The following is a 13,071-nucleotide window of genomic DNA, read 5'->3' on the forward strand; positions in this document are numbered from 1 at the left end:
TTTCTAGACAAGCGCAGCGGTACCAATAGTGCCAAGGAGCTGGGATGCCAAGTGAGTGGATAGCACGTCATGATCAAACAGTATCACTCATAGGCGAGTGGACGCTGGCCAATTATTGCCATATCAAAGCGTCGCTTATTCACAGTAAAACTCAAACTGAGCTTGGTAAGGCAACTGATATAACGGTCTCACTAGAAGCTATAACACGCTTGGATACAGCAGGCGCCATACTTATTGTTGAGCTGATTGGCGTTGAGAAAGCGCAAGCGGTGGCCGAGTGGGCAGCAGAATTGCCGAAAGAGCAGCAGGCGCTGCTTATTCGTATTGCCGAAGCCATGGAGGCGCCGCTTGACGTTGATCCCCCCTCCTATTCGCGTATTAGCCAAGCGCTCGCCAGCGTGGGCCAAAAAATGGTGGGGCTTTGGTCTCAGCAGCGCCAGCTGCTGGCCTTTATTGGTCTTGTCATGGCCACCATCTTCCATCTGGCATTGCGGCCACGCCACTGGCGCCTAACGGCCACCGTTGCCCATATTCAGCAGAGCGGTCTTAACGCCGTACCCATCGTCGCACTACTCACCTTTATGGTGGGTGCCGTCGTGGCTTTCCTTGGCGCTACCGTTTTGCAGGATTTTGGCGCCACGATTTATACCATCGATCTTGTTGCGTTCTCTTTCTTACGGGAGTTCGGCGTTCTGCTTGCTGCGATACTACTCGCGGGACGAACCGCCAGCGCCTTTACTGCCCAGATCGGCGCCATGAAATCTAACGAAGAGATTGATGCCCTGCAGGCCCAAGGGCTAGATCCTATCGAGCTTTTGGTGCTTCCACGGGTAATGGCGATGTTGATTAGCCTACCCATGCTAGCGTTTGTGGGCATGCTCAGTGGGTTAGCGGGAGGCGCTATGGTCACGTCCCTATCACTGGATATTTCACTTACCCAATTTATGGCCACGCTGCAAAAAGACGTGTCGGTGACGCATTTTTTGGTAGGTCTTAGCAAAGCACCGGTGTTTGCCTTTGTGATCGCCGTTATTGGCTGCCTTGAAGGCTTTAAAGTCAGTGGCAGCGCACAATCGGTGGGAGAACACACCACTTCAAGCGTCGTTCAGTCGATTTTTATGGTAATTCTGATTGATGCCCTCGCCGCACTATTCTTTATGGAGATGGGCTGGTGATGGATTTAGATAAACCTATTGAACAAAACAGCCAACCGGTGATTAAGGTGCGGGGGTTGGTTAATAGTTTCGGCTCCGTTGTCGTTCACGATAATTTGGATTTAACCCTTGAGCGCGGAGAAATTCTCGGCGTTGTAGGCGGTTCTGGTACCGGTAAATCTGTCCTGTTACGCAGCATCGTCGGTTTGAAGCGCCCCAATGACGGCACGGTTGAAGTCCTTGGAACAACCCTTAACGAGCTGAACGATCAAGAGCGCAGCCAAATAGAGCGGCGCTTTGGCGTACTGTTTCAGCGCGGCGCACTATTTAGCTCTATGAACTTACAAGAGAATATTGCGCTAACCTTGATTGAGCACGCCAAGCTACCCCGCGAAGACGCCGAGCATCTCGCCAGAGTAAAGCTTTCGCTGGTCGGCCTCCCCCCCGAGGCAGCACTGCAATTTCCTGAGTCGCTGTCTGGCGGCATGGTCAAGCGCGCCGCCCTCGCCCGCGCCTTAGCGCTTGACCCTGATATTCTATTCCTTGATGAACCGACGGCAGGGCTTGACCCAATCGGCGCTGCGGCCTTCGATCAGTTGCTGGTCACCCTTCGCGATGCGCTGGGATTCAGCGTATTTCTGGTTACCCATGACTTGGATACGCTCTACGCCGCCTGCGACCGGGTAGCGGTACTCTCGCAAAAACGCGTCTTAGTCATAGGTACTATTGATAAAGTGGCGGACACCGACGACGAGTGGGTTCAAGAATACTTTCATGGGCCGCGTGGTCGAGCCGCGCAAAGAGCTCATACTGCCTCTTCAACGAATGCTTACACACAGGAGTGAGGGTAGATGGAAACCCGCGCGCATCACGTGTTAATAGGTTTATTCACGCTGGGCACCGCCGCTGCGGCACTGCTGTTTGCGCTATGGATGAGCTATGCAGCAGGCGAACGTAGCTATCAGCCTTACCGTATTCTTTTTGAGCGCAGCGTCAGCGGTTTATCGGTCGGCAGCCGAGTGCAATATAACGGTATTGAGGTTGGGGATGTCACCGAGCTTAACCTTAATCCTGATGACCCTCGGCAAGTGATTGCCAATATCCGCGTCTACGATGACGCGCCGATTAAAACAGACACCCGGGCAAAACTTGCCTTTGCTAGTATCACCGGGAGCATGTCCGTTCAGCTCCACGGGGGTACCCCTGAAGCCCCACTGCTAATTGACCAAGCCGATATCGAAGCACCGTTTATAAACGCAGACCCTTCGCCCATCGCCACGCTGTTTGATGAAGGTGAAGATATGATTGAGAACATCAATTCAATTCTGCAAAACGTTAACGAACTGTTTGACGATAATAACCGTGAGCAGACGGGCAATATTTTAACCAACATTGCTCAGATCACCGAAATGATTGCCACCCAGCAGGACGCTCTAGACCAAAATATGGCGCTTTTCGGCGAGGCGACTCGTCAGGCCACTACCACGCTTGGCAGCATCGATGCACTTAGCCAAGAAGCGGCACAGTTGCTGCGTCAAGATGGCAGGCTGGTAATGCAGAGCGCCGCCGATGCGAGCCGTGACGTGGCCCGTGCTGCTCAGCGTATTGAGCAGTTAGTGGAGACTAACGCTGGTGCTATTGAAGGCAGCCTGCAGGGAGCGCAAGATATTGCCCCGGCACTCTCTTCGCTACGCTCCACACTCGATACACTGGATCGTATTACCCGCCAGCTAGAGGAGAGCCCAACAAACTTTTTCCTGGGCCGTGATCAGGTAGAGGAGTTCCGCCCATGAGTTTTCGCCCCACCGCTAGCATTTTAGGTATCGCCGTGCTGCTACTCAGCAGTGGTTGCTCGATACTGCCCGAAAGTCAGCCATCGACCCTGTATCGTTTGCCCAGTGCCGATGTGCAACCCGTTACTACATCATCCAATTCGCTGACTACCAGCCAGCGTCTCGCTGTGGCGGCTCCACAAGCGGGGCATTTACTGAATAGCAACCGCATTGTGGTCTATCCAGAAGGCAATATTGTTAATGTTTATGAAGGCGCCCGCTGGCACGAGAATGCTCCTGACCTATTTCAGGCACGTTTGATCTCTGGGCTACAGCAGAGCCGACTATTTGCCAGCGTGGGTAGCGATAGCCTACCTTCCGAGCTACTGCTACTAAGCGAACTACGTCACTATCATAGCGACTACGTTACCAATCCGCCCACGGTGAAGGTTCAGCTTGATGTACAGCTCGTCAGCACACAAAACCGCGCGGCTATTGCCACTCAGAGTTTTACCACCAGCGCACAATCTATGAGCACAGATATTCCTGATGTGGTTGATGCATTTGGTACAGCTAGCGACGAGCTTACTGAACAACTGGTCAACTGGCTGGCCAACCAGGAATAAGCCAATACCATTGACTAAGCCAATACGGTTACGGCATTGATGCCCTTCGGACAAATTCCCGCGGGTCGCGGGGGTAATAACGCTCTGGCTGGCTTTCCAGGTGGGTAAAGTAGCGAGTGTCTTTATACGGCATTTTCATGTAGCCCGAGACGCCTAAGCCCTCTATTTGGTCTACCGAGGCGAGAATGCGCGCTAGCAGCGTGCGGAACTCTCCCTCTCGAGCAGGATCCAGCAGGCGGTAGTAGCTATGTATTTTGAGGTGCTGTGGCAACGCCTCAAAAATGATCATGCCGGTGTGGTGAATATCATTGAGCTGCTGCAACACGTGCATAATCGCCTCTGGCAGTACCAATAGTTCTTCTGGGTCGGGGCCATCTTCGAAGTAGCTGTGCTGACGGGTGCGATCCTCGAGCTCCGGCACTGCGCTCAGCTCGTAACCTATCGCCATGCTGGGATCGCTAACGAAGGCTTCATCCACGGAGGCGCGTTCTAAGTGCAGTGTTTGGCGCGCGTTAAACAAGCAGCTTTTAAAAACGCCCTGGCGGTGAATTGCCCGCGCCAGGTGCACCATATTATTGACCGCTTCGATAAACGCGGGCTTCAGCGCCAGGTCGTGTAAATTTAACGACGAGTCGATATACACCCCTTCCCGCTCCCAGCGTACCGCTAAGCCCCCCACTACCGGATATTTTCCCAAGCGGCTTACCGATGCCAAAAAGGCCTTTTCGGTTTCCCCCATACCCTGCATAAACTGTTTGTAATAGCGGTCGAGTTGTACATCATTGACATCATTCAGGGTTTCTTGAGCATGCTCTTCCTGTGAAAAGACTTCACGCAGGAAGGCTTTGCGCGAGCTATATACCACGGTATCGATCTCCTGATGCGCGGAGCGCGCCCATACCGGTACCAGCGGTACATTGAGCGATGCGGGCAGATCGATCATTACTACCCTGGCCATTCGTGGCATGTTATTTAAAAAGTAGTCGCCCGCTTTACGCCGCACCTGGGGGGCGGGGTCGAGCATGCCATCCAAGGTACGGGCAAACTCCATTGGCAACCCCAGCGAACTGGCGGGAATCGCCTGATGGCCAAACCGACACGACTGCGCCGACGCAAGCGCATACAGGGTACCCGCTGCGCCCTGCTCGTCGAATCGCGGCGATGAGAGCGCACCGTTCAACTGCTCTTCACCGATAAAGTAAACATCGCCCAGGCGGGCATTGGTTTGCTGAAGATTATCCGACATCAGTTCCATCACATTGGCGCCCACAAACTGCAGTTGAGCATCCAGTTGGGCAAATACCGATGACCCCCAGTCGATTAGCGCGATAGACTCCTGCTCGGCGTCATACACCAAGTTAGAAGGCTTAATATCACCATGCACCACCGGCCGTGCCTGGGGGCCTGACTCCCGCCGCAGAGCAATCAGGATATCGGCCAACTGCGCCGCTATACGAACAATCAGGCGAGGAGAGAGGCGCCCCTGTTTAAGCGATACCTGCTCTAAATTCCAGCCAGGTGCACGCTCCATTACCAGAATGGACTGCCCCCGGGAACGCTGGTAAGCAATGAGACCTGGAATGCGTGGATGGGACACCTGCTCGAGCATAAACGCCTCCTCTTCGAGGCGCTCCTGCAAATGCGTGGGTAGGGTGATGCGCGAGAATTTAAAGACATAGTGCGCTTTAGCGCCTTGGTGGACGGTGCTACCAGCAAATACAAAACCGTAGGCGCCCTTACCAATGAGTTCAATACCCTGATAGCCCAACTGGGAGAGCTGCGCCTGGCACAGCGCCACCCAGTCTTTAAGCTTACGGGCATCGTGATGGCTCAGCAGATAGACCGACTGCTCTTCGGGTATGTAAAACTGCTGAAGCGGTGCCTGGGACATAAGTCGCCTTGCTAGCCCAAGTGGAGCAACATGGTCTCTGGGGCTTCCAGAAAGCCCTTCCAGGCATTACAGAAACGCGCAATGGTACCACCGTCGATAAAGCGGTGATCGCCCGCCCAGGTGATAGTCATAATCGCGCGGCGCTGCACCGCACCCTGCTCATCAAAGCGAGGTAACCATTGGGTTTTACCAATTGCCACAATGGCAGCCTCTGGCGCGTTAATAATCGGCGCGGCGTAAGTGCCTCCTAAAGCACCGATATTGGAAATACTAATAGTGCCGCCTTTTAGATCCGCCTGATCAACCCGCCCCTCCCGCGCAGAGGTGGTCAGTCGACCGACTTCGCGAGCAATCTCCAGCAGAGTTAGCCGCTCAACACTTTTAACATTGGGCACCATCAGGCCCGCTTTACTATCCACCGCCATACCGATATTGCACTGGGGATAGTAGTGCAGCTCGTTGCCCGCCGTATTTAGCTGGGCATTAACAATGGGCTCTTCCGCTACCGCTAGCGCCATGGCTTTCATAAAAAACGGCATCAGCGTAAGCCGCTCGCCCTGGGCCTCGGCCAATGGCTTTAAGCGCTCCCGCAGCGCCAGCAGTGCGGTCACGTCGATCTCTTCGCCATAGTGGAAATGGGGGATGGTGCTCGCCGCTTCCACCATGCGCTTGGCCATGACCGCCCTCACGCCGCGCAGTGGCTCCACTCGGGGCGCTTGGGTATCGGCTTGGTGAGATGAAGCGGAGGCTTGCGGTGCTTGTTCCAGATGCGCCAGCACATCCTCTTTTAGCACCCGGCCATCTTTGCCGCTGCCGGAGATATCAGTCAATTGCAGCGCATGTTCGCGCACAAGACGTCGCACGGCAGGGCTGGCGGGGACTTTGTCATATAAGTGGCCAGCAGCAACGCCGAGGGCAAGAGAGTCAGATGCCATCGATGCCCCTGCCGTATGCTCTTTGGGCTTTTCAGTGGTAATCGGTTGTGTTGTTTCTGACTGGATCTCGGTCTCGGTATCTCCCTCCACCCGATAGGCATACAGCGGCGCATGCACTTTGGCGATTTGCCCCTGGGCCACATACAGCTTGGTCACAACACCGGCTTCGGGGGCGGTAATCTCGACCAGCGCTTTGTCAGTCATGACTTCTACGATAGGCTGGTCTTCTTCAATTTGATCGCCTTCCGCGACGCGCCACTCGACCACTTCACACTCGACAATACCTTCGCCAATATCCGGCAGTAAAAAATCGCTCATTGTTGTTCTCCCTATACGCACTTAGGCATTAATAGCCGCTAAAAGTTGACGCTTTCGCGAATCGCTTCAAAAATCTTCAGGTGATCAGGCAGATACTCTTTTTCCAACACCAGCGGAAAAGGCGTATCCAGCCCAGTCACCCGGGCAATCGGCGATTCCAGGTAGAGAAAACAACGTTCTTGAATAGTGGCCGCAATTTCACCGGCAAAGCCGCCGGTTAAGGGGGCTTCATGGCTCACCACCAGTCGGCCGGTTTTTAGCACCGATTCAGCTACCGTGTCTGCATCCCAGGGTAGCAGTGAGCGCAAATCAATAACTTCACAGGCGATACCCTGCTCTTCGGCTAGCTCAACCGCTTTGCCGATCACCTCCATCTGCGCGCCCCAGCCTACTACGGTAATATCGGTACCCTCTTTGGTGATTTCAGCTTCGCCAATAGGTAGCTGGTAATCCTCTTCGGGTACTTCGCCTACTGCGGCGCGGTAGAGGCGTTTAGGCTCCAAAAACAGCACCGGATCCGGGTCGCGAATAGCGGCAAGCAGTAGTCCTTTGGCCTGATAGGGGTTGCGTGGCACCACCACTTTTAAGCCTGGGGTATGGGTGAAATAAGCTTCGGGTGATTGAGAATGATAGAGGCCACCGGCGATACCGCCGCCATAAGGGGTGCGAATGGTCAGCCCACCCACGTTAAACAGATCGCCGGAGCGGTAGCGAAACTTGGCGGTTTCATTAACAATTTGGTCAAAGGCCGGAAAGATATAGTCGGCGAATTGAATCTCGGCAACGGGTACCGAGCCTTGGGCCGCCAAGCCGTTGGCAAAGCCGATAATGCCCTGCTCAACCAGCGGCGTATTAAAACAGCGCGCTTTGCCGTACTTTTCCTGCAGGTGGCTGGTGGCCCGAAATACGCCGCCGAAAATCCCCACGTCTTCACCAAAGCAGATGACTTTTTCATCCTCTGCCATGGCGATATCCAGGGCGTTATTAATTGCCTGGAGCATGTTCATGGTGGCCATGTTACGCCTCTCCCTGGGTATCAGTCTCGCTGCCCACGCCTAAATCCAACGACTGCGCCCCTCGGGGGTAAGCCTCGGGGTAGCGGCGGATATGGCGTTTTAACTGATCAAATTGGCGTTGCAGCGCTGGGGTGATATCGGCATACACATCGCTGATCAGACTCTCTAGCGGAGGCGATGAGCGCTTCTCTGCTCGCTTCATGGTTTCCAGCACTTCGCGGCGCAGGGTTTCCTGCTGGGAGGTCTCCTCCTCTTCGCTCCACCACTGTTTCTTCAAGAGCCATTTTTGCAGCCGCAGCAGTGGATCTTTGGCGCGCCACACCTCTTCCTCTTCTTTCGAGCGATAGCCAGAAGGGTCGTCTGAAGAGGAGTGCGCGGCCAGGCGATAGCTCATGGCCTCAATCAATACCGGCTGATTTTGCTCAACGGCGATCTTGCGTGCCTGACGTGTCGCCTCATAGACCGCCAACACATCGTTACCGTCTACCCGAATCACGTGCATATGGTAACCAAAGGCGCGCGGGGCAATACCATCGGCCGCAAACTGTTCGGAAGAGGGTGTAGAAATGGCGTAGCCATTGTTACGGCAAAAGAAAATCACCGGCACCTGATGCACCGAGGCCATATTCAGCGCGGCGTGGAAATCACCTTCAGAGGCAGCACCTTCACCAAAAAAGGTTAACGTGCAGTGGCCTTGACCTGCGAGTTTTTGCCCGTAGGCATACCCCGTCGCCTGGGGAATTTGAGTGGCTAAGGGGGATGAGATGGTCATATAGTGCAGCTTACGCGACCCATAGTGAATCGGCATTTGGCGGCCTTTGCCATAGTCCAGCTCGTTGCCGAACAACTGATTCATAAACTCATCAATTGAGAAGCCGCGATACATCAGAGCACCCTGCTCGCGGTACTGCGCCATAATCATATCGGCGTCATTTAGCGCAGCGGTAGCGCCCACCACGGCGGCCTCTTCCCCGGTACACTGCATGTAGAAGCTCAACCGCCCTTGGCGCTGAGCTGCCATCATGCGTTCATCGAGAATACGCGTGGCCAGCATCGCCTGGTAGATACGCCGGGCGTGATCGCGTTCGAGTACCGGTTCAGTAGCGCCGCTATGCAGCTCACCTTCGGGGCTAAGCAAGCTGAAGGTAGGAATCGAAAATTCGTCACCGGTCATGAAATCCGGCTGGTGTACATACTGTGTCATCATTATTGTCCTTGTTTTACCCCTTTTGAGGGCAGTGTTGTTGGTATTGACCGTTTATGCCAGTGGATTTATCTGTCATAGGCCAATGCAACATCTAGTTACCACAACGTATAGGACAATAACGCAGCGCAAGGACTTTAGGGATGCTACTTAAGACGCAGAGAAGTTAAACACAGAGAGATTAGGGCGCAGAAAGCTTAGGAAGCAGAGAAACACGTACGTAGTTGACGCTGCAGCACTTCAAACAGACTATCGATCGTCAGAGCCAACAACGCAATGGTCAACGCCCCTTGAGCCACATAGGCCATATTGCCGTTCACGATGCCGGAGATAATCGGGTCGCCCAGGTTACTGGCTCCCACGGTAGCCCCAAGCGCTGCAGTGGCAATATTGATGGTCACCGAGGTACGGATACCCGCCAAAATGACCGGTGCAGCCAGAGGTAGTTCAACTTGGCGCAGGATTTGCCTCGGCGTCATGCCCATAGCGTGGGCAGCCGTTTTAATATCGTCCTCGACTCCTTGTAGACCGGCAAGAGTATTGCGCACGATAGGCAGTAGTCCATAGAGCATTAAGGCGACAATAATGGGTAAGGTGCCAAAACCCAGAACGGGCACTGCCAGCGCCAGGACGGCCACTGGGGGAAACGTTTGTCCCAGCGATGCCAACTGGGCCACTAGCGGTAGAAAATCACTGCCCCACCTGCGGGTAACGGCGATGCCCGCTGCTACCCCCACGATAATGGTCACCACCGCTGCGATACCCACCACGAAGAGATGACGGCCAAGCAGTACATAAAGCTCGGTGCGTTCATAAATAACTTGCCGTGCATCAGGCTCTATCCAGCGAAACAGGGGTTCGGCAGCCGACATGACAGTGACACTACCCAACAGCAGCGCACCCCACATCAGTGGCCATAGCCATTGCGGGGCTTTTGTGTGGGGCTGGGCGACGCTTAGCGAGTTATTCACGCGTGTTTCCATTATCCAGTTGAGCCTCCTTGATAATTCTACGCAACGATAGCTCGCCGACCGGCATGTCATGTTGGTCAACAACGGTCAAGCGGTCGCAATGATCGCGCAGCATCATGGAGAGGGCCTGGCGTAAAGAGAAAACCCCAGGGATACGCGACTGTGCCGGCAAGGTAGGCCCCATGGAGGTCATGTGATCTTTCACCCGGGTTAACGCTGCCTGCTTAAGCCCCCGTTCAAGACCTCCTAACATCGATTCCACAAAAGGGTCGCTTGGGTTCTGCAGCAGCGCCAACGGTGAACCTTGCTGCACAATTTGGCCTTTGCGCATCACCACTAGGTGGTCCGCCAATTTCAGGGCTTCATCCATATCGTGGGTCACAAATACCACAGTTTTATGTAACCTTGCTTGTAGCTTGGCCAACTCATCTTGTAGCTTTTCACGGGTAATAGGATCAAGTGCGCCGAAGGGCTCATCCATTAGCAAAATATCCGGGTCTGCCGCCAATGCGCGTGCAACACCTACCCGCTGTGCTTGCCCCCCGGAAAGCTGATGAGGATATTTATGCCCAAACTCATCGACCGGCAAACCGAGCAAATGCATTAACTCCGCCACCCGGTACTGGACGTCTGTTGCTGACCATTTCAATAACCGCGGCACCAAGCCGATGTTGCGCGCAACGGTCCAATGGGGAAACAGCCCAGTGTGCTGAATCACATAGCCAATTCGTCGGCGAAGCTTCACCGGGTCGTAGGCGTCAATCGCCTGCCCATCGAGGATTATGTCGCCTTCGCTGTGCTCAATTAAGCGATTGATCATACGTAGCGTGGTCGACTTACCACAGCCTGAGGTACCCACTAAGGCACAGAATTTTCCCTTTGGTACCTGTAGAGAAATATCGTCCACCGCGGCTTCATCCCCAAACCGCTTGGATACGTGGGAGAGCTCAATCATCTTGTTCCTCCGGGGCGCAGCGCTTCTGCCAAGGCACCTAAACCTGCATCCACCACCAGAGCCATCATTAAAATAGGCAGCGCGCCAAGTAACACCATGTCCATGGCGGCCTGGCCTAAGCCTTGAAAAATAAAAGTGCCCAGCCCGCCCGCACCAATCAGAGCGGCAACGGCGGTGAGCCCAACGGCCTGAACAGTGGTAATCCGCACCCCTTCCAACAGCACCGGTAGCGCCAGCGGTAAGCGCACCTGCCAAAAGCGCTGCCCGGCACGCATGCCCATTCCCTTGGCGGCTTCGAGGGTATCGGGACTCACTTGTTCAAGCGCGGTATAGGTATTGCGCACAATAGGCAGCAGGCTATAGGCAATCAGTGCGATTAAGGCGGGCGTAGTGCCAATGCCGCTAACACCAAGCTGGCCTAAAAAAGGCACGTTGGCGGCAAGCCAGGCTAGCGGCGCCAACAGTAGACCAAATAGCGCCAAGCTGGGAATCGTTTGAAGAAAATTGAGTACTGCGAACGCGCCCTTTTGGAGCCGGGCATAGCGGCGCATCAGCATGGCGAGCGCTAGCCCAAGCACAATACTGACACTGACGGCGATACTGACTAACTTAATGTGCTGTCCGACTGCGCTGAGAAACTGTTGATCACGCGCCCTAAACTCCTGAACGAGCGCAAGTGCCCCCAGACCAAAGGCCGCACATAGCCACCACACCAGCGCGACACCACACAGCAATAGCGTGGGCCATATTCGCGTGAGGTTTAATCGCAAACGTAGCTCGACTAAGCATAGCAGCAGTACAAATAGCACTAACCAATACGCCGCCCCTATGCCTAAGCGCGCTTGGGGCAACTCTGGGTCAATCAGTAAATAGCTGCTCGCCATCAGTCCCACCGGCATCAGCGCCATTATGAACACTACCGCCGCGAGTAGTGCCCGGTAGTGACGATGGCTTGGTTGCCAGGCGAGAATACCGATGCAAGCGAGTAGCAGGGTCACCAATAGTGCGCCGGGCCAGCCAAAAGCCTCCAGTGCGCCATGTCCTGTACCCAACACAATCCGATTCGGGGCCATGCTAACCACGTCAAAAACCCAGAATGCGGCCAGCATAATACAGCTAAAGCTAACGAGCACAATGTTAGGGTGCCGCCCCTCCCAACGAAGACGCGGGGTAGGCAGTGCATCCATTAACGTCATTAATTAGTTATCCCGAGCATTAGCATTAATTTTTATGAGTATCAGGCATCAATTATTAAGCGTATCGAGATAGTCGCTGGCCACTTGGGATGGCGACAGCCCGTTAACGGCGACATCTGCATTGAGCGTTTGCAGTGTGACCAGATCAAGGCTAGAGAAAACCTCATTGAGCAGCACTTCTATTTCTGGGTATGCAGCCAGCACGCTTTCACGCACCACGGGGGCAGGCTGATACACCGGTTGCACGCCCTTAGTGTCTTCCAGCACGACCAACCCAAGCGCACTTAACCCACCGTCCGTGCCATAGGTCATGGCGGCATTAACACCACTTGTCTGCTGGGCGGCGGCACGCATGGTAGCGGCGGTATTACCACCAGAGAGTACCAACAGTTGGTTATCACTTAACTCAAAACCGTAGGCTTCCTGAAACGCGGGCAGTGCTTGGGCAGACTCGACAAACTCAGCGCTTGCGGCAAACTTGAACTCACCGCCATCGGCCAAATAGGCAGCGAGATCATCAAGGCTCACCAGCTCATTTTCAGCGGCGACATCTTCCCGGATGCTCATTGCCCAGGTGTTATTAGCGCTGGCAGGTTGCAGCCATATCAAGCCTTGCTGGGCATCACGCTCGCGTACTGTTTCATATGCCTGGTCAGCATTATTCCATACAGGGCTATCGGTCATATCGAAAAAGAACGCGCCATTACCCGTGTATTCTGGGTAAAGGTCAATTTCGCCCGCTTCCAACGCAGTGCGCACGACGCTAGTTCCGCCCAGCTGTAAGCGGTTTTCGGTCGCAATATCATTGCGCTCCAGGGTCTGAATAATCAGCTCCCCCAGAACCGAGCCTTCTGTATCGATTTTGGATGACACTACGACGGGCTCGTTGGCACTGACGTGAGAAAAGGCCGCAATGGATACGGCACAGGCAGCGATTAAGGGCTTAGCAATGAAAGAGTTAGCTGAAAAGCGCATCTTTGAATTCCTCTTGAAGTGGGCTTTTAAACGAATGAGGCTCTTATATCGGCATTAT

At 54.4% G+C, this 13,071-nt stretch carries 12 protein-coding genes; 4 read left to right on the plus strand and 8 right to left on the minus strand.

Annotation, left to right across the window (positions count from 1 at the left end):
- Window positions 1-44 precede the first annotated feature (44 nt).
- From KUC_RS16225 to KUC_RS16240, 4 genes are read left to right on the plus strand one after another with little or no spacing between them, the layout of a single operon-like run.
- A complete protein-coding gene (locus tag KUC_RS16225) occupies window positions 45-1,175 on the plus strand; it encodes an MlaE family ABC transporter permease (protein ID WP_007114315.1) in 1,131 nt (376 codons plus the stop codon).
- Window positions 1,175-1,999 (plus strand): ABC transporter ATP-binding protein, encoded by an 825-nt coding sequence (locus KUC_RS16230; protein WP_007114316.1) that lies wholly within the window; start codon window positions 1,175-1,177, stop codon window positions 1,997-1,999. The genes KUC_RS16225 and KUC_RS16230 overlap by 1 nt, the downstream gene beginning before the upstream one ends.
- Before the next feature lie 6 nt (window positions 2,000-2,005).
- Complete coding sequence (locus KUC_RS16235) at window positions 2,006-2,947, plus strand: MlaD family protein (protein WP_007114317.1); 942 nt, start codon at window positions 2,006-2,008, stop codon at window positions 2,945-2,947.
- Window positions 2,944-3,552 (plus strand): ABC-type transport auxiliary lipoprotein family protein, encoded by a 609-nt coding sequence (locus tag KUC_RS16240; protein ID WP_007114318.1) that lies wholly within the window; start codon window positions 2,944-2,946, stop codon window positions 3,550-3,552. The genes KUC_RS16235 and KUC_RS16240 overlap by 4 nt, the downstream gene beginning before the upstream one ends.
- Before the next feature lie 28 nt (window positions 3,553-3,580).
- On the opposite strand, the gene KUC_RS16245 is transcribed toward KUC_RS16240, so the two are convergent.
- The 8 genes from KUC_RS16245 to osmF all read right to left on the minus strand — a co-directional run bounded on the left by KUC_RS16245 (window position 3,581) and on the right by osmF (window position 13,013).
- Window positions 3,581-5,443, minus strand: coding sequence for a serine/threonine protein kinase (locus tag KUC_RS16245; protein WP_007114319.1), 1,863 nt, complete (start codon window positions 5,441-5,443; stop codon window positions 3,581-3,583).
- A gap of 11 nt (window positions 5,444-5,454) precedes the next feature.
- Window positions 5,455-6,696: a 2-oxo acid dehydrogenase subunit E2 gene (locus tag KUC_RS16250; protein WP_007114320.1), complete on the minus strand. Its 1,242-nt coding sequence runs from the start codon at window positions 6,694-6,696 to the stop codon at window positions 5,455-5,457.
- Window positions 6,697-6,734: 38 nt separating this feature from the next.
- On the minus strand, window positions 6,735-7,712 hold the full coding sequence (locus KUC_RS16255) for an alpha-ketoacid dehydrogenase subunit beta (RefSeq protein WP_007114321.1): 978 nt from the start codon (window positions 7,710-7,712) through the stop codon (window positions 6,735-6,737).
- A 1-nt stretch (window position 7,713) separates the two neighbouring features.
- Window positions 7,714-8,916 carry a thiamine pyrophosphate-dependent dehydrogenase E1 component subunit alpha gene (locus KUC_RS16260; RefSeq protein ID WP_040481270.1) on the minus strand — a complete coding sequence of 401 codons (1,203 nt, stop codon included), beginning with the start codon at window positions 8,914-8,916 and terminating at the stop codon, window positions 7,714-7,716.
- A 197-nt stretch (window positions 8,917-9,113) separates the two neighbouring features.
- Complete coding sequence (locus tag KUC_RS16265) at window positions 9,114-9,899, minus strand: ABC transporter permease (RefSeq protein ID WP_007114323.1); 786 nt, start codon at window positions 9,897-9,899, stop codon at window positions 9,114-9,116.
- Window positions 9,880-10,842, minus strand: coding sequence for an ABC transporter ATP-binding protein (locus tag KUC_RS16270; RefSeq protein WP_007114324.1), 963 nt, complete (start codon window positions 10,840-10,842; stop codon window positions 9,880-9,882). The genes KUC_RS16265 and KUC_RS16270 overlap by 20 nt, the downstream gene beginning before the upstream one ends.
- Window positions 10,839-12,038: an ABC transporter permease gene (locus KUC_RS16275; RefSeq protein ID WP_007114325.1), complete on the minus strand. Its 1,200-nt coding sequence runs from the start codon at window positions 12,036-12,038 to the stop codon at window positions 10,839-10,841. The genes KUC_RS16270 and KUC_RS16275 overlap by 4 nt, the downstream gene beginning before the upstream one ends.
- Window positions 12,039-12,086: 48 nt before the next feature.
- A complete protein-coding gene (osmF, locus tag KUC_RS16280; protein ID WP_007114326.1) occupies window positions 12,087-13,013 on the minus strand; it encodes a glycine betaine ABC transporter substrate-binding protein OsmF in 927 nt (308 codons plus the stop codon).
- Window positions 13,014-13,071 lie beyond the last annotated feature (58 nt).

Source organism: Vreelandella boliviensis LC1 (genome assembly GCF_000236035.1).
Classification (GTDB): domain Bacteria; phylum Pseudomonadota; class Gammaproteobacteria; order Pseudomonadales; family Halomonadaceae; genus Vreelandella; species Vreelandella boliviensis.